Here is a 22,145-nt window from a genome sequence, read left to right as displayed (position 1 = left end):
CGCATCCCAGTTCGACAGGAAGAATTGAGGTCCGCTCCCCGCACGGCACGTCCGTGATCCGGCTGGGCTTTGCTGCGGTGTGCGCTCCCGAATCCGACCTCGCCCGCAGTGTGGGCGCGTAGCCGAAGGGAGGAACGTGACCTTCGGATTCGCCTCGTCCTCGGCGGCCTCCTTGTCGACGTCCGCGTCCGCCGCTTCCGCCAGTCGCCTGCTCGAGCCGGCCGAATGGGCCTCCGCCGGAATCCCTCTGCTGCGCAACCCCCGTGAGGTCGTCAGCGGGTTGCATGCCCGGCACCATCCGAAGCCGTCCACGGCGGTCGTGGCGGTGCTGGATCCTGAGGAGCGGTTGTGCGCCAGCGCGTCGTTCACGCGTCGGCCGGCCCCGGCCGACGGCTGGATGTTCCGCAACGCGCTCCTCGCCCAGCTGCGCCGGGTCATCCCGCACGACCTGAGACGCCGCACGCCCGTGCGCACCGCCGTCCTGCTCTACTGCCGTGACGGCGACGCGCGCTGGACGGAGGAGGACGGTGCCTGGATGTGGGGACTGCGCGATGCCTGCACGTTGCACGGCCTGCGCTGCGGGGCGTACATCACACTGACCCACGACGGTTGGCAGGTGCTCGGCGAGGGGCGCGGTGGACGCCGCCCCAACGCCGACTCCGTCCCCGAGCCCTTCGCCCTGTCGGAGGCGCCACGGCTCGCGCCCCGCACCGGCGGGCCGGTTTCCGAGGTGCTGCGCCGCGCGGCGGCGCGCTGAAGGTTCCCGGCCCACGGCCAAGCCGTACGCCCAGCCGTATGTCCCATGCCCGCGCCGCCCATCTGGGCCGCGGAGGCGGCGAACCAGGCACGCGCGGTCCGGTCAGGGTGCCACGCAAGCCACGGGGACACGCACGAGGGCGGGCACCCGTCCGTTCCGCGCGCTACGGGCCCACGGCAGCCGCGGCGCCGTGGAGTGCGGTTCCGGCTGCTGCCGGATCGGTTCCACGCGGCGCACTCCGGAGACGACGTCTCGCCCATCCGGGCCTGGAAATCGTGCCCTCACACCGGCGGGCCGGCCGGGAAGAGCCTTCCGGAGCGATGGGCGACCGTCATCCGCGCATGCCAAAAGCCACTCCGTGCGGATTCCGCCGGAGCGGCTCCAGCGTCACCCCGGTGTCCCGGGGCGCCGGGCATGGCTCAGACGCCGGCGCCCAGCACCGCGTTGATCTGCTGCGGGTCGCCGCAGACGATCAACAGGGCACCGGCCCGCGAGTGCGCCAGCGGGAGGGCGGAGGCCGCGGCGGAGGCCGGGCCTCCGTTGACGGCCACGACCACCACGGGGCGGGACGCGGCACGGACGGCGATGGCGGCGTCCGTGTAGAAGACGTCATCACCGGCGTCGTGCTGCGCCCAGTAGGAGGCTTCACCGAAGGACAACTCGTGCTCCGCCCACGGGTGCTGGGCACCAGTGGTGATCACGAGCACGTCGCCAGGGGCACGCCCCGAGTCCAGGAGCAGGTCCACCGCCTCTTCGGCGGCGTCGAGCGCACCCTCGGCCGAGGCCGGGATCAGCTGGATCTGCGGGGTGGCCGCCGCGGCGGCGGGAGCGGCCGGACCGGACGGGCCAGGCTTGGCCGGAGCCACGTCACGCGGCGTGCGCTGCACCGGCGGCGCGGGCCGCGGAGGGCCGGGACGACCGGGGCGGGACGCCGCGGGGCGGGGGCCGGGTACGGGGCGGGGGGTCGGCGCGGTACGGCCGCTGGCCGGAGTAGCGCGGGGACCCTGGGCACTCTCGTGAATCTGAGGCTCCTCGGGAATGAGAGGCATGAGCTGATATTTATCAAACGTTGGTGCGGTGCGGGTGACCGGGTGGCACATCAGTGCGAGCGGAGCCGTCAGAAATCGAAGCCGAGCTGACCCTCGATCTCCGGAACGCCTCCGTCCGCCCAGCTGCGGACCTTCTTGAGGTGCCGCCACTGAGGCAACGCATCAAGATACGCCCACGACAAGCGGTGGTGCGGGGTGGGCCCCCACTCCTCCAGTGCGGCCTTGTGCACGGGCGACGGATACCCGGCGTTGTCCGCAAATCCGAAGTCTGCATGGTCGATACCCAGTTCGGCCATCATTTTGTCGCGCTGAACCTTGGCGATCACCGACGCCGCGGCAACGGCCACACACGAGCGATCGCCTTTGATCACCGTACGGACCTGCCAGGGGGCGCCGAGATAGTCGTGCTTCCCGTCGAGGATGACGGCGTCGGGGCGGACCGGCAGGGCGTCCAGGGCGCGAACCGCCGCGAGCCGCAGTGCGGCCGTCATCCCCAGGTCGTCGATCTCCTCTGGGGAAGCATGCCCCAGGGCGTAGGCCGTCACCCACGTCCGCAAGACCTCGGCCAGTTTCGTACGGCGCTTGATCGTCAGCAGCTTGGAGTCGGTCAGGCCCTCCGGCGGGCGACGCAGTCCGGTGATCGCCGCGCAGACGGTGACCGGTCCGGCCCAGGCTCCGCGCCCCACCTCGTCGACACCGGCGATGAGCTTGGCTCCGGTCGTGGCGCGCAGGGAGCGCTCGACAGTGTGAGTGGGGGGTTCGTACGGCATGGCGCCCTTAGCGTACGCCGCCGGGATCACCGCGCGACACCCCGGTCTCCCGACCGCCGTACGGATGACCGGCGCGCGGGGTCAGGGCCTGTGGGGCCGGAGCAGCGGGAGCATCAGCTGGTCGATCATCTCCTCGAGATCTCGATCACTCCATTCACTCGCGCACACCTTCGCTCGGTACATCATCATGGCCGGGATGGCGTCGAAGACATAGCCGTTGGCCGCGTCAGAGCGGACCTCTCCTCGCTCTACCCCACGGGCGATCACCTCACGGAGCAACGCGATCGTCGGCTCGATGACCCCGCCGACGATGACGTCCTGGAAGCGCTCCGCCTGGACATCGTCGCACTCGTGAATAACGGCACGCAGAGCGACACCGGGCGGCGAGTACATGATCTCCCGCACCTGCCGGCACAGGGTGAGGAGGTCCTCGCGCACACTTCCGAGGTCCGGGGCGCTCTCCACCCGGGGCAGTCCCGCCACCAGGGCATCCGCGACGAGGTCTTCCTTGGAGGGCCAGCGGCGGTAGACCGCGGCCTTGCCGGTCTGTGCGCCGGCCGCGACGCCCTCCATGGTCAGCCCCTTCCAGCCGACCACGCCGAGCTGCTCCAGAGCGGCGTCCATGATCGCGCGCTCCAGCACCACGCCGCGCCGACGAGGGGACGCCGTCCGGGTGGAATCGGCCGTCCAGCGCGAGGTAACCATCTGTGTCTCTCCAACGTGCAAGGGAAGCGGGGGTTCTGGGGAGGGGCGCCGCGCCGCAGCAACAGGGGGACGCGGGCGGCATGCCCGATTCAGTGAACGCTTGCGTTCACTCTTGGGGGATCACTACCGTGGAGGCGACAGTGAACGCGATCGTTCACTAACGCCTTCAGGGGGGGGACCCATAGTGACGACCTCTCAGCTGCTCCAGGATCCGAGGCCGGGCGCGGCCCGCCGGGAGGGGCATCCCGGCATCGCGCTCGCCGTCATCGCGGCCTGCCAACTCATGGTGGTACTCGACGCGACGATTGTGAATATCGCGCTCCCGCACATTCAAGACGCGCTCAAGTTCAGCACCACCGATCTGACGTGGGTGGTCAGCGCCTACACCCTCACCTTCGGCGGCCTGCTGCTGCTCGGGGCACGCGCCGGGGACATCCTCGGCCGCCGCCGGGTGTTCATGACCGGCATCCTGCTGTTCACCTTCGCCTCGCTGCTGGGCGGTCTCGCCCAGGAACCATGGCAGCTGCTGGCCGCACGGGCCCTTCAGGGGGTGGGCGGCGCGATAGCCTCCCCCACGTCCCTCGCGTTGATCACCACGACCTTCCCCGAAGGACCGGAGCGCAACCGGGCGTTCGGCGTGTTCGCCGCCGTCTCCGCGGGCGGCGGTGCCATCGGCCTGCTCGCGGGTGGCATGCTCACCGACTGGCTGGACTGGCGCTGGGTGCTGTTCGTCAACGTGCCCATCGGGGTGCTGATCGCGGCGCTCACACCGCTGTACATCAGCGAGTCGGCGCGGCATCCGGGGCGCTTCGACATCACGGGCGCGCTGACGTCGACGGCGGGCATGGCCTCGCTCGTGTACGGCTTCATCCGTGCCGCGGAGAACGGCTGGCGCGACAAACTCACGCTGGGCTCGTTCGCCGCGGCCGTGCTGCTGCTGATCGCCTTCGTCCTCACCGAGACGCGGGCCAAGGAGCCGATCACTCCGCTGAGGATGTTCGGGGACCGCAACCGCTGGGGCACGTACGTGATCATGCTCAGCCTGTCCGCGGCGATGTTCGGCATGTTCTTCTACATCGTGCTGTTCGTGCAGGACGTCCTCGGTTACAGCGCCATCAAGGCCGGTCTGGCCTTTCTTCCCGTGACGGTCGCGATCGCGGTCAGCGCGGGTCTGTCGCAGGCGTTGCTGCCGAAGCTCGGCCCGAAGCCGTTCATGGCGGTCGGCTCGGCGCTCGTGGTGGCCGGCTTGGCATGGCAGACGTTCATCCGGCCGGACAGCTCGTATCTCGGCGGAGTGCTCGGGCCGATGCTGGTGTTCGGCTTCGGCATGGGCCTGAACTTCGTGACGGCGACCGTGACGGCGGTGTCCGGCGTCGCCCAGCACGAGGCGGGTGCGGCCTCTGGTCTGCTCAACGCGATGCAGCAGGTGGGCGGTTCGCTCGGGCTGTCCATCCTGACGACCGTCTTCGGCTCGGCCAGCAAGGACGAGGCGAAGAGGCAACTGCCCCGGTTCCTCGCCAACGGCTCGCCGGAACAGAAGGCGCAGTTCGCCAAGACGCACCAGCTGCCCGCCCCCTGGGGGCATGACGTGCTCGCCCACGGCATCTCCCAGGCCTTCGTCCCGGCCGCCGCGATGGCCGGACTGGCGTTCCTGGCGGCCTGGCTGGTGCTCAGGGTCCGCAAGAGCGATCTCGACTCCCTCGCCGGCATGGCGGGCCCGGGCATGGGCTGATCCCCGCCGAGCCGCGCGGCGCCGCGGCCGGGCGGACCACCACTCGACGGCGAGGAGCCGTCGGCCCCGTCCGGCCGGCCGCGCGACGGCCGCCGACGTCCGCACCAGGGCCGGCACGACAGCCGGCACGGAAACCCGCGCCACGGACACGAACGTCATGGCATATCCCCTCCGACCCGGCTACTCCGGCTGACCGCCGGACCTGCCCCCGCAGGCGCGCTGCACAGCGGCTACGGGAAGAACGGGCGGCTGTCACGGAGAGTTCCCGGTGGACACGGAGAGTCTTTGCCGCAGGGGTGGGACCGCGGAACAGGAATGCGCTCAAGGCGCCGAAACGCGGCCGGCGCCCTGTCAGAGCCCCGTGGGCATCCAGTCCGGCAGCGCCTCGACCCGCTCCGTCCACCCGGCGGGCGGCGCTCCCGCCTTGCCAGCGGCGAGCACGCCCCCCACGATGGAGCAGGTCGTGTCGACATCGCCGCCCACCTGGGCGGTCGTCCAGAAGGCCGCCTCGTAGTCCCCGAGACTGCGCGCGGCGGACCACAGGGCGAAGGGGACGGTGTCATGGGCCGTCGTGCGGCGCCCGCAGCCCAGCACCGCCGCGACGGTGCCCGCGTCGTCGTAGTCGAGCATGTCCCGGGCGCGCCGCAGTCCCTGGCCGACCGCGCTCTTCGGGATCAAGGCGACCACGCCGTCGAGCAGCGCCTCGGGGCTCGGCGGCCCTTCCGGCGAGCCGGCCAGCGCCGCCGCGGCGGCCACGGCCATGGCTCCGACCACGGCCTCGCGGTGCTGATGGGTGGGGTAGGCCGAGATCTCCGCCTGGTGGGTCGCCTGCTCCGGGTCGTCCGCGTACCAGGCGCCCAGCGGGGCGATCCGCATCGCCGCTCCGTTGCCCCAGGACCCCTGTCCGTTGAAGAGTCCGGCCGCCAGCTCCCTCCAGTCCCCGCCCTCCCGGACGAGCCGCAGCAGACGGTTGACCGCGGGACCGTAGCCCCGGTCGAAGTCGTGGTGCTCGGCGAAGGAGCGGGCCAGCGCGTCCTGGTCGATGCGCTGGTGGGCGGCGAGGACGGCGAGGACGGAGCAGGCCATTTCGGTGTCGTCCGTCCACTGCCAGGGGCCCGGCGGCAGCTCGCGCCGCTTCAGCAGGGGATAGTGCGCCGGAACGAAGAACTGGGAGCCCAGGGCGTCTCCCGTGGCCAGTCCGCGCAGGCTCGCCAGGGCGCGCTCCAGGCGCCCGGCGGAAGAGGAGTCAGCGGTCATTGCTCTGCCACTCTATCCGTTCACCCAGTACGGCACCGGCTTGCGCCAGCGCTCGAAGGGGCGGTCGAGCGTGTACCTTCCGTCGTCCCGCAGAACGAGCATGCGCATCTCCGCGTTCCCGGGATTCGACAGCGACTCGAACTCGGCGACGGTCCAGTGGAACCAGCGCATGCAGAACAGGCGCATCGCGAGCCCGTGCGTCACGAGGAGCACGTTCGGCGGATGGTCGGGGGCCTCGAAGCTGCGGAACAGACTCTCCAGGAAGCCGCCGACCCGGTCGTACACGTCGGCGCCGGACTCGCCCTGCGGGAACCGGAAGAAGAAGTGGCCGTAGGCGTCCCGGTAGGCCTTCTGCAGGCGTACGTCGTCGCGGTCCTGCCAGTTTCCCCAGTCCTGCTCGCGCAGCCGCGGTTCCTCCCGGACGCGTATGAGATCGGGGTTCAGGTGGAAGGCGCGCAGTGTCTCGTGTGTCCGGCGGTAGGGGGAGACGTAGACGCTCACGCGTTCCCGGCCGAAGAGCTCCCTCAGCTCCTTGCCGGTCTCCTCGGCCTGCCTCCAGCCGCGTTCGGTCAGCGCGAGCGCGTGGTCGGGCTCGCGTTCGTACACGGAGTCGTCGACGTTGCCCGTTGACTCGCCGTGCCGGACAAGGACGATGCGCCGTGGTCGTGCCATGCCGAAACCCTAGATCGAGTGAGGGGGAGTCGAGCACTCGGGCGGGCTCCATACAGCGTAGGTCACATCGATCGCGGGTTGGACTTTCAAACGATCCAGCTCGGTTCCAGCTCCACGATGTCGCCGGAGAGCGCCGCGATGTCGGCCTCTGTCTGGGCACGCAGGGCGAGGCGCTCCACCCGCTCGGTGCGGTACTTGCCGTGCTCGGCCGCGGACCGCCACATCGACAGGATCAGGAACTCCTGCTCGGGCGCCTCGGCGAACATGCCGCGGATCATACCGGGCGAACCGGCCATCGCGGGGTTCCAGACCTTCTCCTGCATGAGGGTGAAGTGCTCCACGCGCTCCTCGTGCACCTGGCACAGCGCCACGCGGACCAGGTCGGCGTCCGTGAAGCGCGGCTCGAAGCCCGTCTTCACGTCGAAGCGGTACTCGAAGAGCTTGACCTGGGCGTCCTTGAACGTTCCGGACTGGGCGGCGGCCAGGCGGTCGTGCGAGCGGGCCATGAAGGAGTCGTAGAAGGCGCGGCTCTCCCAGAAGGCGAAGGTGTGCGCCACTCCCGGCCGCTGCCGGCTCCACCCGCCGCCCTGTCCCCGGAATCCCGGCTCGCCCAGAAGTCCCGCCCATTTCCGCTGCCCCCGCTCGAAACCGCGGCGGTCCACCACGGTGCAGCGAATCCACTTGACCAGCACCGCGCCATCGTAAGGCCAGCGGACGTGGCGTCGGCCACGCTCCGGCGGAGATCACCCGGGCATGCTCCACGCGCGCGTGGCACGATGGGCAAGGAACCCTGGCTTCAGGGGAGTTGGGGGCAGAGCAGTCACAGGGGGAAGGGGAAGCCCGTTGTCCGGCTTCAGCAAGGGAATCCGCAAGGTCGAGGTCGCCCTCAAATGGGATCCGAGTCCGGCGGGTCAGCCGCCCACCGATCTGGACATCGTTGCCGCGACGTTCACCTCGGACGACGCCTACGGAGCTCCGGCCTATCTCGTGCACTTCGAGAGCCGGTCGCCCGACGGCACGATCTTCCTCAACCGGGACAGCACCGACGGCAAGGGCCTCGGCTGGGACGAGGTCATGACGGTCGAACTGGACCGGCTGGCCGACCGGTACGCGCGCGTGGTGGTCGGCGCCGTCATCCAGCAGCGCCCCGGACGCAGGACGTTCGCCCACGTACTGAATCCGGCCATGCGCGTCCGGGAGGGCTACACCGTGCTCGCCGAGGACGTCTTCGGCGCGGTCCAGGACGCGACGGCGGCGACGATCGCGGAGTTCGCGCGGGACGGCTCCGGGGACTGGACCTTCCGTCCCGGCGTGCACGGGTTCGAGGAGGACCCGGCGACGTTCACCCGGGTCATGGGCAGGGCGCACGGGTGGTGACGTGCGGGCACGAGTAAGGGGCGCCGGCCTGGGCAGGCGCCCCTTACTTCAGTTACGTCGTGTCATCAGCTGCAGCCGCTGGTCGAACCGCACCCCTCGCAGATGTAGCAGGAGCCGGCCCGCTGCATCTTCGTGCCGCAGGAGAAGCACAGCGGGGCGTCGGCCTGGATGCCCAGCTGCATCTCCACCAGCTCGGCGCTGGTGTGCGCCTGCTTCGGGGCGGGCTTGACCGCCTCGGACTCGGCCTTCGGCGTGACCACGGCCTTCAGCTCCTGGGCCCGCGGCGCCGACTGGGCCAGGCCCTCGACGTCGACCTCGTCGTCGGCCGGCTCGTAGGAACCGGTCTCCAGGTGCCGCTGGCGCTCCTCGGCGGAGTGGATGCCGAGCGCGGAGCGGGTCTCGAAGGGCAGGAAGTCCAGCGCCAGGCGGCGGAAAATGTAGTCGACGATCGACTGGGCCATCCGCACGTCCGGGTCGTCGGTCATGCCGGCCGGCTCGAAGCGCATGTTGGTGAACTTCGAGACGTACGTCTCCAGCGGCACGCCGTACTGCAGACCGACGGAGACCGCGATGGAGAAGGCGTCCATCATGCCTGCGAGGGTCGAGCCCTGCTTGGACATCTTCAGGAAGACCTCGCCGAGACCGTCGTCCGGGTAGGAGTTGGCGGTCATGTAGCCCTCGGCGCCACCGACCGTGAAGGACGTGGTGATGCCGGGACGGCCCTTGGGCAGACGCTTGCGGACCGGGCGGTACTCGACCACCTTCTCGACCGCGGTACGGATCGTCCCCTCGGCCTTCTCGGCGATCTCGGCCTTCTCGTCCTCCTTCTTCTTGGCGGAGAGCGGCTGGCCGACCTTGCAGTTGTCGCGGTAGATCGCGAGGGCCTTGACGCCGAGCTTCCAAGCCTCGAAGTAGATCTCCTCGACCTCCTCGACGGTCGCCGTCTCCGGCATGTTGACCGTCTTGGAGATGGCGCCGGAGATCCACGGCTGGATCGCGGCCATCATGCGGACGTGGCCCATCGGGGAGATGGCGCGCTCGCCCATGGCGCAGTCGAAGACCTCGTAGTGCTCCTGCTTCAGGCCGGGCGCGTCGATCACGTTGCCGTGCTCGGCGATGTGGGCGACGATCGCCTCGATCTGCTCCTCCTGGTAGCCCAGGCGGCGCAGGGCCTGCGGGACGGTGCCGTTGACGATCTGCATCGAGCCGCCGCCGACGAGCTTCTTGAACTTGACCAGGGCGAGGTCGGGCTCGACGCCGGTGGTGTCGCAGGACATCGCGAGACCGATGGTGCCGGTCGGGGCGAGCACGGACGCCTGGGAGTTACGGAAACCGTTCTTCTCGCCGAGACGCAGCACGTCCTGCCAGGCCTCCGTGGCGGCGGCCCACACCGGGGTGTCCAGGTCGTCCATGCGCACGGCCGTGCCGTTGGCGTCGGCGTGCTGCTTCATGACGCGCTTGTGGGCGTCGGCGTTGCGGGCGTAGCCGTCGTACGTGCCGACGACCGCTGCCAGTTCGGCGGAGCGGCGGTAGGCCGTACCCGTCATCAGGGAGGTGATGGCGCCGGCCAGGGCACGGCCGCCGTCGGAGTCGTACGCGTGGCCGGTGGCCATCAGCAGGGCGCCGAGGTTGGCGTAGCCGATGCCGAGCTGGCGGAACGCGCGCGTGTTCTCGCCGATCTTCTGGGTCGGGAAGTCCGCGAAGCAGATCGAGATGTCCATCGCGGTGATGACCAGCTCGACGACCTTCTGGAAGCGCTCGGTCTCGAAGGACTGGTGGCCCTTGCCGTCGTCCTTCAGGAACTTCATCAGGTTCAGCGAGGCCAGGTTGCAGGACGTGTTGTCCAGGTGCATGTACTCGCTGCACGGGTTCGACGCGGTGATCCGGCCGGACTCGGGGCAGGTGTGCCAGTTGTTGATGGTGTCGTCGTACTGGATGCCGGGGTCGGCACACGCCCAGGCGGCCTCGGCGATCTTGCGGAAGAGGGCCTTGGCGTCGACCTCCTCGATGACCTCGCCGGTCATACGAGCGCGGAGGCCGAACTGGCCGCCGTCCTCGACCGCCTTCATGAACTCGTCGTTCACGCGGACCGAGTTGTTGGCGTTCTGGTACTGGACGGAGGTGATGTCGTCACCGCCCAGGTCCATGTCGAAGCCCGCGTCGCGCAGGACGCGGATCTTCTCCTCTTCCTTGACCTTCGTCTCGATGAAGTCCTCGATGTCGGGGTGGTCGACATCGAGGACGACCATCTTGGCCGCGCGGCGGGTGGCGCCACCGGACTTGATCGTGCCGGCGGAGGCGTCGGCGCCGCGCATGAAGGAGACCGGGCCGGAGGCGTTGCCGCCCGAGGACAGCAGTTCCTTGGAGGAGCGGATGCGGGAGAGGTTCAGGCCGGCGCCGGAACCGCCCTTGAAGATCATGCCCTCTTCCTTGTACCAGTCGAGGATCGACTCCATGGAGTCGTCGACGGACAGGATGAAACAGGCGGAGACCTGCTGGGGCTGCGGGGTGCCCACGTTGAACCAGACGGGGCTGTTGAAGCTGAAGATCTGGTGCAGGAGGGCGTACGCGAGCTCGTGCTCGAAGATCTCGGCGTCGGCGGGCGAGGCGAAGTACCTGTGGTCCTCGCCGGCCTTCCGGTACGTCTTCACGATGCGGTCGATCAGCTGCTTGAGGCTGACCTCGCGCTGCGGGGTGCCCACGGCACCGCGGAAGTACTTGCTGGTGACGATGTTGACCGCGTTCACCGACCAGAAGTCGGGGAACTCGACGCCACGCTGCTCGAAGTTGACCGAGCCGTCGCGCCAGTTGGTCATGACGACGTCACGGCTCACCCACTCGACCTCGTCGTACGGGTGCACGCCGGGGGTGGTGTGGATGCGCTCGATGTGCAGCCCCTTGGTCCCCGCCTTGCCGCCCTTGGCTCGGGAACCTCGTGCCGGACCGCTCGCCGTCTCTGTCATGCCGCCTCCCTGTACGGGCAAAAACGCCCTGAAGTGCCCCGTTTGTTCCCGTGGCACGGTGTTCTGTCGTGTGTTGCGGGCACCCTCAGCTGCCACCCGCAACAGGTCCTGGATCGCCGCCTCCCGGCCGGAAACCGGGCCTTGTCCCGGTTTTCCGGCCCGCCGGTCAGTCGGCGGCGTGGGCGGACACGGGGACCTGAGTGGTCCCGCCGGGCCCGCGTTCGTCTTCCTGGCCCCCCGCTTCCGCGTCGTCGTCCACGGCGGGGTCTCGCGTCGCCTCCCTCAGCTCCGCGATGGCGGCCTCGAAGTCCTCGAGCGAGTCGAACGCCCGGTAGACGGAGGCGAACCGCAGATAAGCGACGAGGTCGAGCTCCTGCAACGGGCCGAGTATGGCCAGCCCCACGTCGTGGGTGGTCAGCTCGGCGCTTCCGGTGGCCCGCACCGCCTCCTCGACCCGCTGGCCGAGCTGGGCGAGTGCGTCCTCGGTGACAGGCCGCCCCTGGCATGCCTTGCGCACGCCATTGATGACCTTGGTACGGCTGAAAGGTTCAGTGACTCCGGACCGCTTGACCACCATCAGCGAACACGTCTCCACGGTCGTGAAACGACGGGAGCAGTCGGGGCACTGGCGGCGCCTGCGGATCGACGTGCCGTCGTCGGTCGTACGACTGTCGACCACGCGGCTGTCGGGGTGCCTGCAGAAGGGGCAGTGCATGATCTCCAACCCTCCTCACAGCAGACTCAACAGCCTCGCCGAACCCATGAGCCCCGCGAAGCAGCCCTAAGCATAGGCGATCGCCGAGCCGTCTCGGACCGGGGGGACCACAACTTGTGGGCTGCTGTAGCCATCCAACCACTAGATGTGGGGATCGACTCATTCACCGAGGCAGACACGCGTGTCGCGGCGGGACAGGGCCGCGCCGCGGCGGAACCGGCGACCCGGGACACGCGCGCGTGCACGTACGCGCCGTGACGCTTACGGAGATACCGTGGGCGCCACACGGAGGACGCGTGGGACTCCGGAACAGAAGGGGGCCGAATCCAGGCCGGCCGAGTTCCGGATGGCAGACTGGGGGCACGATCCACGAGGTCGGCGACCCCGGCGGTGAAGAGTACAACAATGGGTACTTTTGTCCGCCGGATGGCGCGTTAGCTATACACCCAGACACATGATCACGGTAGGCGAATCGCACTTTTTCACTCGAACGTGTGTTTGGCGCAACCTTTCGAAAGCAACTACCGTTGTCCAGCAGGGAGACCATCGAGAGGGGCCGCCGTGACCACCACCGCAGACAGCGCCACCATCACCGCCCAGGACCGCTCCCAGGGCCGAGTCGAGCCGGTACACGCGATGAACGAAGCCACGAATCCCGAGCACAAGCGCTCCTTGCCGGGCCGACCCCCAGGGATCCGGGCGGACAGTTCCGGACTCACGGATCGCCAGCGCCGCGTGATCGAAGTCATCCGGGATTCCGTGCAACGCCGCGGTTACCCGCCGTCCATGCGGGAGATCGGTCAGGCCGTCGGCCTCTCCAGCACCTCCTCGGTCGCCCATCAGCTGATGGCGCTCGAGCGCAAGGGCTTCCTGCGCCGCGACCCGCACCGCCCGCGCGCGTACGAGGTCCGCGGCTCCGACCAGGCCGTGACCGTGCAGCCCACGGACACCGCCGGCAAGCCCGCCGCGTCGTACGTCCCGCTGGTCGGCCGCATCGCCGCCGGTGGCCCCATCCTCGCGGAGGAGTCCGTCGAGGACGTCTTCCCCCTCCCCCGCCAGCTCGTCGGTGACGGTGAGCTGTTCGTGCTCAAGGTCGTCGGCGACTCCATGATCGAGGCCGCGATCTGCGACGGCGACTGGGTCACCGTGCGCCGCCAGCCGGTCGCCGAGAACGGAGACATCGTGGCGGCCATGCTCGACGGCGAGGCCACCGTCAAGCGTTTCAAGCGCGAGGACGGCCATGTCTGGCTCCTCCCGCACAACGCGGCCTACGAGCCGATCCCAGGCGACGACGCGACCATCCTGGGCAAGGTGGTCGCGGTGCTGCGGCGCGTGTGACGCCTGCGACGGACGGGCCACCCGGCCGGTTCGCTCCCTGACCGGGCCCCGGAACCCCTGCGCCGGTTCCGGGGTCCTGCTGTGTCCGCGTATCGGCCGCACGCCGCTGTCCGGCGTCCGGGTACGCGATGGCCGCGTGGTCTTCGGCGCCCGGCATCGCGGGGTCAGGATGCCTGCGCCGCCTGCACCTGCGCCGCTTCCGACTGCTTCGCCGCCTCGTCGATCGCCGCGAGCGACTTGCGGACCTGGTTGCGGTCCGTCGTGTACCAGAAGTCCGGCAGCGACGCCTTGAGATAGCCGCCGTAGCGGGCGGTCGCCAGCCGCTGATCCAGTACGGCGACCACGCCCCGGTCCCCCGACGCGCGGACGAGCCGGCCGGCGCCCTGGGCCATGAGCAGCGCCGCATGGGTGGCGGCCACCGCCATGAAGCCGTTGCCACCCGCGTCCTCGACCGCCTTCTGCCGGGCGCTCATCAGCGGGTCGTCGGGGCGCGGGAACGGGATCTTGTCCATGACGACCAGCTGACAGCTGGGGCCCGGGACGTCGACGCCCTGCCACAGGGACAGCGTGCCGAACAGGCAGGTCTTCGGGTCCGCCGCGAAGTTCTTGATCAGCTCGCCGAGGGTCTCCTCGCCCTGGAGCAGGATCGGGAACTCCGGAATGCGGGACCGCAGCTCCTCCGCGGCGAGCTGGGCGGCCCGCATGGACGAGAACAGCCCGAGGGTGCGGCCCCCGGCCGCCTGGATGAGTTCGGTCAGCTCGTCGAGCATGTCGGACCGTTCGCCGTCCCGCGCCGGGCGGGACAGGTGCTTGGCGACGTAGAGGATGCCCTGCTTGCGGTAGTCGAAGGGGGAGCCGACGTCGACGCCCTTCCACTTCGGCATGTCTTCGCCCTCCGTGCCTTCGGGAGCGAGCCCCAGGGACGCGCCGACCCCGTTGAAGTCCCCACCGAGCTTGAGGGTCGCGGAGGTGAGGACGACGGAGCGGTCCGTGAAGAGCTTCTCCCGGAGCAGGCCCGAGACCGACATGGGGGCGATCCGCAGGGAGGCGCCGAAGCGGTCGTGCCGCTCGTACCAGACGACGTCCCACTCCGAGCCGTTCAGCACGCGCTCCGCCACGTCGTGCACCGTCTCCACCGAGGCCAGCGCCTGCTTGCGGACCGCGTCCTCGTCCTGGACCGACTTGTCGCGCGTGGCTCCGATCGCGGAGATGACCGTGCGCGAGGCGTCCCGCAGCGCCATGAGGGCGTAACCGAGGTCCTCCGGGATCTCCTCCAGGCGACCCGGCAGGGCCAGCTCCATCAGCCGCTCGAAGCCCTCGGCGGCGGTCTGGAGCTGGTCGGCGGCCTTCTCGTTGACGAGCTTGGCGGCGCGGCGCACCGCTCGGTTGACCTGGCCCGGGCTGAGTTCACCGGTGGCGACGCCCGTGACCCGGGAGACGAGTTCGTGGGCCTCGTCCACGATCAGCACCTCGTGCTGGGGCAGCACCGGGGCGCCCTCGATGGCGTCGATGGCGAGCAGGGCGTGGTTCGTGACCACCACCTCGGCGAGCTTGGCGCGCTCACGGGCCATCTCCGCGAAGCATTCGGCGCCGTAGGCGCACTTCGTCGCGCCCAGGCACTCCCGGGAGGACACCGACACCTGCGCCCAGGCGCGGTCCGAGACGCCCGGAGTGAGATCGTCCCGGTCGCCGTTCTCCGTCTCGTCGGCCCAGTGGCGCAACCGCAGCAGATCCTGTCCCAGCTTGCTGGTGGGAGCGGCGGCCTCGAACTGGTCGAAGAGGCCGTCCTCCTCGTCCTGCGGCATGCCCTCGTGCAGCCGGTGCAGGCACAGGTAGTTCGACCGGCCCTTCAGCATCGCGAACTCGGGGCGGCGGCGCAGCAGCGGATGCAGGGCGTCGACCGTGCGCGGCAGGTCGCGCTCCACGAGCTGACGCTGCAGCGCCAGCGTGGCCGTCGCCACGACCACCCGCTCCCCGTGCGCGAGCGCGGGCACGAGATAGCCCAGCGACTTTCCGGTGCCGGTACCGGCCTGGACCAGCAGGTGGGATCCGTCGTCGATCGCCTCGGCGACCGATTCGGCCATGGTCACCTGGCCGGGGCGCTCCGTGCCGCCGACAGCGGTGACAGCGGCATGCAGGAGTTCGGGGAGTGAGGGCTTCGTCATAGCCCGTCCACCCTACGGCCCGGCACTGACAAACGGGCGATCACGGCGGGATCGAGGGGCGGGATCACGGCCGGGCTCCTGGAGTGGTGAGGGGACAGAGGTCGGCGGTGGGACAGCCGAGGGTCGGCGGTCGGCGGTCGGGTGAGCACTGCGGGACTCCAGGCCCTGGCGAGGCCTCCTGCGGTCCTTGCGGTCTCCCGTGTTCGCGAGGACGACGAGCTCTTCGCATTTCTTCGGAGGAGCGGGAACCCCGACGGCACAGGCGATCGTTCAGTCCGTGAACAAGCAGTCACTCAGCGCTACAGCATATCGCGCAGGACCCGGTCCCGGATCATGAGGGCGGCCCGCTTGCCGGGCAGGTCGACCTCCGCCGCGAACCGGAATCCGGCGCTCAGGAACGCCGCGACGGAGGGGGCGTTGTGAAGATCGGGTTCCGCCACGACACGTGCGCACGCCGGCCGCCGGTCGAGGACGAGGTCGGCCACGGCGCGCAGCAGCGTGGACCCCAGCCCCCGCCCCCGATCCGCGGCCCCACCGACGAGGAGATGGATCCCCGTGTCGTGCGGGCGGGCGGGATAGTGGCGGGCCAGGGGATCCAGGTCCGCCCGGTAGATCTCCCAGTAGCTCATCGGCGTGCCGTCCAGTACGCCGAGACACGGCACGCTCCGTCCGTCGCCGTCGAGTTGCCCCCTCAGGTGCTCCTCGATCCGGCTCTGGGGCCCGGCCAGCTCCCAGAACCGGGCGACATCGGGGTCGTTCATCCAGCGATGGACGAGCGGCAGGTCCTCTTCGACACGGACGGGTACGAGACGGAAGGAGCCGACGGCGGTGGCGACCGGCCCCCACGTGGGGAGTTGGTCGAGGAGATAGGCCGTCCCTCCGGCGAACCGGGCGAGGAAGTCGGCGGGTAGATGGAGGTCCAGCGTGTCCTCGCCGTCCTCGTCCTCGGCCTCGATGGTGAACCCGGTGAACGGTGTGCCCCGGCTGCCCGAGCCGTTCGCTCCGGGGCCGTGGGGGCCCGGGTGGACGGGAGTGCCCGGGCGAACCGGGACGGGGTTGCTGCCGGCGTTGGCGTCGGTGGGAGGCACGCTGCGCTCCTCTCAGGAGACGAGGTGGGTCATGGTCCTCGGAAGTGCGGTCGAGCGGTGTGGTGCGGTACGTCGGGATCGGCGGTGCGGATACGTCCAGGAGTGGAGGGTGCGGATGCGGTCAGCAGTGGAGGGGGTTGGTCAGGGTGACGTAGACGGACTGGGTGTCGACCGGGCCGACGAGTTCGTCCAGGCCGTGCAACCGGGTCAGGAGGTTGGCCTTGCAGCGCAGGACGGGTGAGTCGAGCAGGCGGCGCGGCAGACAGGAGCGCACGGCGGCGGGCCCCGACGCGAGGTCGGTGAGGAAGCGGCGGAAGGCGGCCAGGAGCAGGCGCTCGTCGGCGAGGCGCTGGGAGCCGAACGCTCCGATCAGGCCCAGCACGTTGTTGATGGCGAGGTAGTAGGCGAAGCGTTCGTCGGCGGTCTCGTCGGGGACGAAGGTGTCGCTGCGCTCGCCGATTCCGGGCAGCCTGGCGTCCAGTTCGGCCCGTCGGGACTCGCGGAAGTAGTAGCCCTGGTTGTCGCGGTAGCGCCCGCCGGCCGGCCAGCCGTCGCGGTCGAGCAGGAGCAGGGTGTTCTGCTGGTGCGCTTCGAGCGCGATGCCGGCCTCGCCGTCCAGCCAGAGCACGGGCCGGACCACCTGCTCCAGGTACCGGAGGAACCACTCCGTGGCCACGGCTCCGGTGGGGCGGCCGGTGCGCGCGGAGAGCCGTGCCACGAGTTGGCCCAGCCGGGACCGCATCGGCCAGGCGGTACCCGGTGCCGGGGCGGTGGCGCCCGGCTCGGTGACGGGGTCTGCGACAGGCCGGGGCGAGACGAGTCCGGCGACGCAGCCGACGTCGTCGGCCGGGGCGAACGGGTTGTGCCGGATCATCACATCGAGTCCGGGCACCGGCTGTCCGCCCGGGTCGTCGACGGCCAGCCAGGCCGGGTCGCGGACGATGTCGAAGCCGGGGTGGACGGCCTGCCACTGCCGTGCCAGGCCGGTGCGCAGCAGTCGGTGCACCTCGACTCCCCGGTGCAGTTCCTTGCGGAGGTTCTCGCGTCGGGAGTTGGTGATGCGCAGGCCCAGTGACAGCTTGAGCATCGCGGGAGCGCCGGACCGGTGGACCGTGCGCACGGAGGAGGTGGGGTTCCAGGCGGTGCCGAAGGGGCCGAGGTCGCGCAGAAGACCGGAGTCCAGCAGGGCGGCGACGGGTGCGCGGTGGCGCAGCTCGCGGGCCTGCCACGGGTGCAGAGGCAGCGCGGCGTACCCGTCGGGCAGGGACAGGCCGGGGCCGGCGAGGCGTCGGGTGAGGTGATCGGCGGGGACGGGGCGGCCGCGCTCGGTCCAGGCCGAGTCGGTCGCGAGGAGAGAGGGGGAGACGGCCATCCAGTGCAGGGGGAAGGAGCCGTGCGACTCCGGTGAGTACAGACGGGCTTCGGCCTCGGTCAGACCCTCCCGGCTCTTGGGGGTCGGGTGCACGGGGTGGCCGAGGAGGAGAGCCTGCTCGGCACCGAGGAACAGGTCGGGAACCTCGGCGGGGTCCTCCCGGCGGTCGCGGATGAAGATCGCCGTACGGCGCAGGGAGTCGGCGACCCTGGCCACGAGGTCACCGTCGTCGCCCCGGCCGGGGGCGGCCGGATGGGAGGAGCGGCTGGTCGTGGCCGCGTCCGCGGGTGTCTCTCGGGTGAGCAGCGCGGCCAGGGTGACGGCGTCGACGGGAGGGGCGGAATCGGGTGCGTGCGTGAAGCGGGGTGGGCCGAAGCGGTGCCAGCCCGTCGGGGACCAGTAGCGGACCGGTACGAGGAGGGAGGTGCCGCTGGCGGGAAAGGGGAGGTGAAGGGTGCCACTGGTGGGCGCCGTGAGGTCGGTCTCGCGCACCCAGCAGCGCAAGAGGTTCTCCGTGGTCGCGCACTGCGCGGCGACGTGCGGGTCGGGATCCTCCAGCTGGTCCGCGCCGGGCTCCGTGATGCGCGTGAGATCCGCGGTGCGCCGTTTCTGTTGCGGGACCGACTCCGCCAGCGGGACGGACGAGGGCAGGGCACCGGAGTCTCCCTGGTCGTCGGGAGACCCGGAGCTGCCGTCGGGAGTGGGGATGGCGTTCATGACGGCTCCAAGAGGCCGGCCGGAGGGGTGCGGGGCTCGTGCTGTCGCTCGGTCGCCGTCTCCGGTCGCCCGCGGTGGGGCCTCGGCGGCGCCGGGGCGGATGGCGCCGGGGGTCCGCTGCGGCGGGAGAGGGCAGGCCGGTGGGCGTGCGGCGGTCAGCCGGTGCGCCGGTCAGGGCCGGGGGGCCGGCCGTGCCGGGCGCGTCTGTGCGGGCCGTGCTCGTCGTGCCGGCGGGCCACCGCGGCGACCGCGTCCGTCAGACGGTCGAGCACGGCCGCGGCCTGCTCGTCGCTGATCGTCAGCGGGGGCAGCAGCCGGACCACGGCCCCGTGCCGCCCGCCGAGTTCCACGATCAGCCCGCGCCGGAGGCACTCGCGTTGTACGGCCACGGCGAGTTCGGGCGCCGCCGGATACGGGGTCCGGGCAGGTTCCAGTCCGCTGGGCTCGCGGCCGGGGGCGCGGGGCACGGGAGCATGGCCGCTCCCCGCGGCCGCGTCACCGGCCGGGGCGCGGACATGGCCGCCGGACACGGACGTCTCAGCGCCCGACGAGGGGACACGGCGGCGGGGCGCGGACATGCCACCGCCCGTCCCGCGTGCGTCTCCGCCCGCTTGGAGAGCGTCGCCGTCCGGCGCGGGCATGTCGCCGCCGGATACGGGAACGCGGTGGCCCGGCGCCGGGGCGTGGCCGCTCGGGGTGCCGGTGTCGCCGGTCGCGTGTACCAGTTCGAGCCCGATCATCAGTCCGCGCCCGCGTACGTCCCCGACGCAGGGGAACTGGCGGGAGAATTCGGCAAGTTGGGTGAGCATGCGGGCGCCGAGGGCGGCGGCTCGGGCGGCGAGGCCGTTCTCCCGGACGTAGGCGAGGGTGGCGGTGCCGGCGGCCATGGCGAGCTGGTTGCCGCGGAAGGTGCCCGCGTGGGCGCCTGGTTCCCAGACGTCGAGGTCGTCGCGGTAGACGATCACGGCCAGCGGCAGGCTGCCGCCGATGGCCTTGGACAGGACCATGACGTCGGGGGAGATGCCGCTGTGGTCGACGGCCCAGAAGGCGCCCGTGCGGCCGACACCGGTCTGGATCTCGTCCGCGATCAGCGGGACGGACCGGTCCGCCGTGATCTGCCGCATGCGGCGCAGCCAGGCGTCCGGGCCGGGGATCACCCCGCCCTCGCCCTGGACGGGTTCGAGGATCATGCCGGCGGGCAGCGGTACGCCGGACTTGGGGTCGTCGAGGAGGGACTCGGTCCAGCGGGCGGCGAGTTCGGCGCCGGGCGGTCCGCCGATACCGAAGGGGCAGCGGTAGTCCTGCGGATAGGGCAGACGGGCGACCTGGATCTCGCGGGCACCACCGGAGGCGGCGAGGGCGCCGGCGGTCATGCCGTGATAGGCACCGGTGAAGGCGAGGATGCCGGTGCGGCCGGTGGCGGCCCGGACCAGTTTCAGCGCGGCCTCGACGGCGTCGGTGCCGGCCGGTCCGCAGAACTGCACGCGCGCCCGGTCGGCGAGGCCGGGCGGGAGGGTGCGGAACAGCTCGGTGGTGAAGGCGTCCTTGACGGGGGTCGCGAGGTCCAGGACGGAGAGGGGAGCGCCGGAGTCGAGGACCTTGCGGATCGCCTCCAGCACGACCGGGTGGTTGTGGCCGAGGGCGAGGGTGCCGGCGCCGGAGAGGCAGTCCAGGTAGCGGCGGCCGTCGGCGCCCTCGATGGTGAGCCCGCGCGCCCGGACGGGCACGATGGGCAGGGCCCGGGCATAGGTGCGCGCCGAGGATTCGCGTGCCGACTGGCGTCTGAGGATGCCCTCGTGCACACCACGCGCTTCCCCGGGCGCACCTGAAGCCATCGACTCCGTAATGGCCACGGCTCGCTGTCCTCCCGCTGTTCAGGGGCGAGTTGGTCCGCGGGGCCGCAGGGCAGCGGGCCCCCCACCGCTACAACCCCGGACCGGTCGGCGAGTTACGGGTGAAGGGAAGAACATTGCCAAGTGAGCGGAAAACGACGGGCGGTGCGCGTGGTGGCCGGGGTGAGCGGACGTCACGTCGGTGCCGGTAAAGGATCGGCCAGGTCAGGCGGCTTGTAGCCGAACCGTTGCCGTTCCACCGGATCTCCCCCACAGCGACCGCATAGTGTGGGACGCCGTTCCAAGAACGCCGTGAGACCGGCATGAACTCCTCATGAGTTCGCCACCGGTGGCACGGCGCGGCGCCGAGTTCCTTCACCACACGGGGAGTCAAGAGCATGCGATCCATACGGCCGTCGTTCACCGTTCGGCGGGGAGGGGGTACCCGCCGTACCTCCACCTCGCTCGCGGCGGTCGCCGTCGCCTCGGCGCTGGCGATGACCGCCACCGCCTGCAACGGCGACGGCAGCGCCGACAGCAAGCCGACCGCCTCCGCGGCCGCGGCCGGCGACGGCACGATCAAGATCCCGGACGACCTGAAGCAGAAGCTCAAGGATCACGGGGTCGACCTCGACAAGTGGAAGAACGGCGCCTGGAAGAACTGGGACCGGAAGGAGTGGCTGCGCGAGGCCAACGACTTCATCAACCCGATCATCAAGGGCCTGTGGAACCCGGACCGGATGCGGCACGCCAACGACCCCAACAAGGGGGTCGACACCAACGACATCTCCGGTGACCAGGGCGTGACGGATCCGACCCCGCAGCCGGTGAAGGCGCAGGCGGTGGCGACGCCGTACCACGTGAACGCGGCCGCGTCGGGCAAGGTGTTCTTCGACTCCCCCGAGGGCCACATGGTGTGTTCCGGCACGGTCGTGGAGGACCCGGCGCACCCGGGCAAGTCCAACCTGGTCTGGACGGCGGGTCACTGTGTGCACGCCGGCAGGAACGGCGGCTGGTACCGCAACATGGCCTTCGTGCCGTCGTACAACAACTCCGGCAAGTCGGTCGACCAGTTGCAGAAGGCGAGCCGGTCGGAGATCGCGCCGTACGGCGTCTGGTGGGCCGACGGGGCGCAGACCTCGCAGCAGTGGATCGACCAGGGCGGCGAGAGCGGCGGCAAGGGTGCGTCGTACGACTACGCGGTGATCCACGTGACGCCGGAGCAGGGCAACGGCGGCAAGTCGCTGGAGGAGACGGTCGGCGGGGCGATGCCGGTGAACTTCGACGCGCCGGCGGTGCCGAAGGTCAGCAGCATCACCGCGTCCGGGTACCCGGAGGCGGCTCCGTTCGACGGTCAGCTGCTGTACCAGTGCAAGGACAAGCCGGGCCGGCTGTCCACCAGCCAGTCGGACCCGACGATGTACCGGATCGGCTGCACCATGACCGCGGGTTCCTCCGGCGGTGGCTGGGTGGAGACGGGGGCCGACGGCAAGCCCGCGCTCGTTTCCAACACGTCGATCGGCCCGGTCACGTCGGGATGGCTCGCCGGTCCTCGGCTGGGCCCTGTGGCCAAGGGTGTGTACGAGTCGGTCAGCAAGAAGTTCGCCGGGCAGTAAGGGGAGCGGGCGCTCCGGTC

Annotated in this window: 17 protein-coding genes; 5 read left to right on the top strand and 12 right to left on the bottom strand. The window is 70.7% G+C overall.

Annotated elements, in window-relative coordinates; all coding sequences use genetic code 11:
* Nucleotides 1-136 precede the first annotated feature (136 nt).
* On the top strand, nucleotides 137-757 hold the full coding sequence (locus tag ACZ60X_RS04380) for a hypothetical protein (protein ID WP_469593164.1): 621 nt from the start codon (nucleotides 137-139) through the stop codon (nucleotides 755-757).
* A gap of 419 nt (nucleotides 758-1,176) precedes the next feature.
* Here the strand turns inward: ACZ60X_RS04380 and ACZ60X_RS04375 are convergent, their stop codons facing one another.
* From ACZ60X_RS04375 to ACZ60X_RS04365, 3 genes are all read right to left on the bottom strand, one after another.
* Nucleotides 1,177-1,806, bottom strand: coding sequence for a hypothetical protein (locus tag ACZ60X_RS04375; RefSeq protein WP_469593162.1), 630 nt, complete (start codon nucleotides 1,804-1,806; stop codon nucleotides 1,177-1,179).
* Nucleotides 1,807-1,874: 68 nt separating this feature from the next.
* Nucleotides 1,875-2,576: a ribonuclease HII gene (locus ACZ60X_RS04370; RefSeq protein ID WP_469594367.1), complete on the bottom strand. Its 702-nt coding sequence runs from the start codon at nucleotides 2,574-2,576 to the stop codon at nucleotides 1,875-1,877.
* 81 nt (nucleotides 2,577-2,657) lie between these two features.
* A complete protein-coding gene (locus ACZ60X_RS04365; protein ID WP_469593160.1) occupies nucleotides 2,658-3,281 on the bottom strand; it encodes a TetR/AcrR family transcriptional regulator in 624 nt (207 codons plus the stop codon).
* A 184-nt stretch (nucleotides 3,282-3,465) separates the two neighbouring features.
* On the opposite strand from ACZ60X_RS04365, the gene ACZ60X_RS04360 reads away from it, so the two are divergent.
* Entirely contained in the window at nucleotides 3,466-5,013 is a 1,548-nt protein-coding gene (locus tag ACZ60X_RS04360; RefSeq protein WP_469593158.1) for an MFS transporter, read from the top strand.
* A 351-nt stretch (nucleotides 5,014-5,364) separates the two neighbouring features.
* On the opposite strand, the gene ACZ60X_RS04355 is transcribed toward ACZ60X_RS04360, so the two are convergent.
* From ACZ60X_RS04355 to ACZ60X_RS04345, 3 genes are all read right to left on the bottom strand, one after another.
* Entirely contained in the window at nucleotides 5,365-6,270 is a 906-nt protein-coding gene (locus ACZ60X_RS04355) for an ADP-ribosylglycohydrolase family protein (RefSeq protein WP_469593156.1), read from the bottom strand.
* A gap of 12 nt (nucleotides 6,271-6,282) precedes the next feature.
* Complete coding sequence (locus ACZ60X_RS04350) at nucleotides 6,283-6,942, bottom strand: histidine phosphatase family protein (RefSeq protein ID WP_469593154.1); 660 nt, start codon at nucleotides 6,940-6,942, stop codon at nucleotides 6,283-6,285.
* A gap of 86 nt (nucleotides 6,943-7,028) precedes the next feature.
* Complete coding sequence (locus ACZ60X_RS04345) at nucleotides 7,029-7,634, bottom strand: YdbC family protein (RefSeq protein ID WP_469593152.1); 606 nt, start codon at nucleotides 7,632-7,634, stop codon at nucleotides 7,029-7,031.
* Between the two features lie 61 nt (nucleotides 7,635-7,695).
* Between ACZ60X_RS04345 and ACZ60X_RS04340 the strand changes: the two genes are divergently transcribed.
* Nucleotides 7,696-8,319 carry a TerD family protein gene (locus tag ACZ60X_RS04340; RefSeq protein WP_469593150.1) on the top strand — a complete coding sequence of 208 codons (624 nt, stop codon included), beginning with the start codon at nucleotides 7,696-7,698 and terminating at the stop codon, nucleotides 8,317-8,319.
* A 65-nt stretch (nucleotides 8,320-8,384) separates the two neighbouring features.
* Here the strand turns inward: ACZ60X_RS04340 and ACZ60X_RS04335 are convergent, their stop codons facing one another.
* Together ACZ60X_RS04335 and nrdR are read right to left on the bottom strand one after the other, a co-directional pair.
* Nucleotides 8,385-11,282 (bottom strand): vitamin B12-dependent ribonucleotide reductase, encoded by a 2,898-nt coding sequence (locus ACZ60X_RS04335; protein ID WP_469593148.1) that lies wholly within the window; start codon nucleotides 11,280-11,282, stop codon nucleotides 8,385-8,387.
* Nucleotides 11,283-11,448: 166 nt separating this feature from the next.
* On the bottom strand, nucleotides 11,449-11,997 hold the full coding sequence (nrdR, locus tag ACZ60X_RS04330) for a transcriptional regulator NrdR (RefSeq protein WP_469593146.1): 549 nt from the start codon (nucleotides 11,995-11,997) through the stop codon (nucleotides 11,449-11,451).
* 561 nt (nucleotides 11,998-12,558) lie between these two features.
* On the opposite strand from nrdR, the gene lexA reads away from it, so the two are divergent.
* A complete protein-coding gene (gene lexA, locus ACZ60X_RS04325; protein WP_053666267.1) occupies nucleotides 12,559-13,335 on the top strand; it encodes a transcriptional repressor LexA in 777 nt (258 codons plus the stop codon).
* A gap of 164 nt (nucleotides 13,336-13,499) precedes the next feature.
* On the opposite strand, the gene ACZ60X_RS04320 is transcribed toward lexA, so the two are convergent.
* From ACZ60X_RS04320 to ACZ60X_RS04305, 4 genes are all read right to left on the bottom strand, one after another.
* Nucleotides 13,500-15,500 carry an ATP-dependent DNA helicase gene (locus ACZ60X_RS04320; protein WP_469593143.1) on the bottom strand — a complete coding sequence of 667 codons (2,001 nt, stop codon included), beginning with the start codon at nucleotides 15,498-15,500 and terminating at the stop codon, nucleotides 13,500-13,502.
* 299 nt (nucleotides 15,501-15,799) lie between these two features.
* Nucleotides 15,800-16,588, bottom strand: a complete 789-nt coding sequence (locus tag ACZ60X_RS04315; protein WP_469593141.1) for a GNAT family N-acetyltransferase — start codon at nucleotides 16,586-16,588, stop codon at nucleotides 15,800-15,802.
* A 121-nt stretch (nucleotides 16,589-16,709) separates the two neighbouring features.
* Complete coding sequence (locus tag ACZ60X_RS04310; protein WP_469593139.1) at nucleotides 16,710-18,677, bottom strand: IucA/IucC family protein; 1,968 nt, start codon at nucleotides 18,675-18,677, stop codon at nucleotides 16,710-16,712.
* A 155-nt stretch (nucleotides 18,678-18,832) separates the two neighbouring features.
* Nucleotides 18,833-20,512 carry a diaminobutyrate--2-oxoglutarate transaminase family protein gene (locus ACZ60X_RS04305; RefSeq protein ID WP_469593136.1) on the bottom strand — a complete coding sequence of 560 codons (1,680 nt, stop codon included), beginning with the start codon at nucleotides 20,510-20,512 and terminating at the stop codon, nucleotides 18,833-18,835.
* Nucleotides 20,513-20,907: 395 nt separating this feature from the next.
* Here ACZ60X_RS04305 and ACZ60X_RS04300 point away from each other — a divergent pair, with 395 nt between their 5' ends.
* The gene (locus ACZ60X_RS04300) at nucleotides 20,908-22,125 is read left to right on the top strand and encodes a trypsin-like serine peptidase (protein WP_469593134.1); all 1,218 of its coding nucleotides are present in this window, start codon (nucleotides 20,908-20,910) and stop codon (nucleotides 22,123-22,125) included.
* Nucleotides 22,126-22,145: the final 20 nt, after the last annotated feature.

The sequence above is a fragment of the Streptomyces sp. NPDC104106 genome (assembly GCF_055584345.1).
Note: the sequence above shows the minus strand (reverse complement) of the source record. Positions and strands in the feature narration are given on the sequence as shown.

Excerpts from the sequence above, each read along its gene's own strand:
- ACZ60X_RS04375 (WP_469593162.1), bottom strand. The coding sequence starts at position 1,806 with ATGCCTCTCATTCCCGAGGAGCCTCAGATTCACGAGAGTGCCCAGGGT.
- ACZ60X_RS04370 (WP_469594367.1), bottom strand. The coding sequence starts at position 2,576 with ATGCCGTACGAACCCCCCACTCACACTGTCGAGCGCTCCCTGCGCGCC.
- ACZ60X_RS04365 (WP_469593160.1), bottom strand. The coding sequence starts at position 3,281 with ATGGTTACCTCGCGCTGGACGGCCGATTCCACCCGGACGGCGTCCCCT.
- ACZ60X_RS04355 (WP_469593156.1), bottom strand. The coding sequence starts at position 6,270 with ATGACCGCTGACTCCTCTTCCGCCGGGCGCCTGGAGCGCGCCCTGGCG.
- ACZ60X_RS04350 (WP_469593154.1), bottom strand. The coding sequence starts at position 6,942 with ATGGCACGACCACGGCGCATCGTCCTTGTCCGGCACGGCGAGTCAACG.
- ACZ60X_RS04340 (WP_469593150.1), top strand. The coding sequence starts at position 7,696 with ATGCTCCACGCGCGCGTGGCACGATGGGCAAGGAACCCTGGCTTCAGG.
- ACZ60X_RS04335 (WP_469593148.1), bottom strand. The coding sequence starts at position 11,282 with ATGACAGAGACGGCGAGCGGTCCGGCACGAGGTTCCCGAGCCAAGGGC.
- nrdR (WP_469593146.1), bottom strand. The coding sequence starts at position 11,997 with ATGCACTGCCCCTTCTGCAGGCACCCCGACAGCCGCGTGGTCGACAGT.
- ACZ60X_RS04320 (WP_469593143.1), bottom strand. The coding sequence starts at position 15,500 with ATGACGAAGCCCTCACTCCCCGAACTCCTGCATGCCGCTGTCACCGCT.
- ACZ60X_RS04310 (WP_469593139.1), bottom strand. The coding sequence starts at position 18,677 with ATGAACGCCATCCCCACTCCCGACGGCAGCTCCGGGTCTCCCGACGAC.
- ACZ60X_RS04305 (WP_469593136.1), bottom strand. The coding sequence starts at position 20,512 with ATGGCTTCAGGTGCGCCCGGGGAAGCGCGTGGTGTGCACGAGGGCATC.
- ACZ60X_RS04300 (WP_469593134.1), top strand. The coding sequence starts at position 20,908 with ATGCGATCCATACGGCCGTCGTTCACCGTTCGGCGGGGAGGGGGTACC.